This window comes from Arthrobacter sp. I3 (genome assembly GCF_000520575.1).
In the GTDB taxonomy this organism is placed as follows: domain Bacteria; phylum Actinomycetota; class Actinomycetes; order Actinomycetales; family Micrococcaceae; genus Arthrobacter; species Arthrobacter humicola_A.
In genome coordinates this window covers 27,032-28,447 of sequence record NZ_KI914940.1, presented here as the reverse complement: position 1 = coordinate 28,447, position 1,416 = coordinate 27,032, and the positions used below count along the sequence as shown (strand labels likewise).

2 protein-coding genes are annotated in these 1,416 nt (G+C 71.0%); both read right to left on the bottom strand.

Annotated elements, in window-relative coordinates:
- Positions 1-313 (bottom strand): hypothetical protein (locus Y706_RS29380; protein ID WP_084476191.1); only part of this gene is annotated, 313 nt, incomplete at its 3' end.
- Positions 314-457: 144 nt separating this feature from the next.
- Positions 458-1,416, bottom strand: a 959-nt coding sequence (locus Y706_RS25960; protein ID WP_043436311.1) for a zinc-binding dehydrogenase, incomplete at its 5' end; no start/stop codon positions are given.

Sequence of the window (1,416 nt, the reverse complement as noted above, 5' to 3'; positions counted from 1 at the left end):
GGCCGGCGTCGGCCTCGCCGGTGTCTTCCCACATAAGATCCAGGTTGCGGAAGACCGGAGGGCCGTCGCACAGGGCGGCCATCTGCGCGGCGAATTCGGAGGTCTCGGGCCGGTTGGAGTTCTCCATGGCCGACTCGTAGGAGTCGAACTCCACGATCGTGAGGTAGGTTCCGGGGCGGTCGCGGTCTGCGGTGGCCATGATGCGGCGGAAGGTCGGGGCAGTGGTTCCCTCCGTCCTGGAGGGCCGGCCGAGTTGCTCGATCTCCTCAATGCGGGAGGTCTGAAATTCGATGATCTGCACGAACCTGGCCATGACGGCTCCCTTGACGGCGGCGGATGCTGATGCGCTTCACGCTAGCCCCTCGTCCTTGCCCGTGCAAGGGCGGGAGCTAGCAGTGCAGCCAGGCCGGCGCGGGCGGCCGCGCGGGTGCCAGCGCGGCCGCCGTCGAGAGCCCGGCTACGGGGACAGGAGGACCTTGATAGCGCGCCGTTCGTCCATCGCGCGGTAGGCCTCGGGTGCCTCCTCCAGGGGCATGACCGAGTCGAACACGCGGCCCGGATTGATGGTGCCGTTCAGCACGTCCGCCAGCAGTTCCGGGATGTACGTCCGGGCCGGGGCCATGCCGCCGCCGATCGAAATGTTGGTGTCGAACAGGAAGCGCAGCGGGGCTTCGGCGCCGCCGGTGGGGACGCCGACAAAGCCGAGGGCGCCGCCCGGGCGGACGCTGTGCAGTGCCTGTTCCATGGATTCCTTGGTCCCCACGCACTCCAGCACGGAGTCGGCCAGGACGCCGCCGAGCAGTTCGCGTACCTTGGCGACGCCCTCGTCCCCGCGTTCGGCGACGATGTCCGTGGCCCCGAATTCGCGGGCGATCGCCTGGCGGTCGGCGTGCCGCGACATGGCGATGATCCGCTCCGCGCCGAGGCGCTTGGCGGCCAGGACGCCGCAGAGCCCCACGGCGCCGTCGCCGACCACCACGACCGTCCGGCCGGGACCGGCCTTGGCCGCGAGTGCTGCGTGGTGGCCGGTGGCCATGACGTCGGAGAGCGTGAGCAGGCTGGCGCGGAGGGCGTCGTCCGGGTCGGTGACGCCCGGGACCTTGACCAGCGTGGACTCGGCGAGCGGTACTCGCACGGCCTGCCCCTGGCCGCCGTCGATCCCGTGGCCGGTGTCATCCTTGCCGCCCCAGCCGGCGAGGTGGTCGCAGGCCACCGTGACGCCGTCGAGGCACTGCGGGCACGCGCCGCAGCTGACCACGAACGGGGCGATCACGAAGTCGCCCACGGCGAGGTCTTTGATGTCGTCGCCGACGCTTTCGACCGTCCCGATGAACTCGTGCCCGATCGCGGACGGCTTGTGGGTGGGCTTGACCCCGCGGTACGGCCAGAGGTCCGAGCCGCAGACGCAGGAGGCGG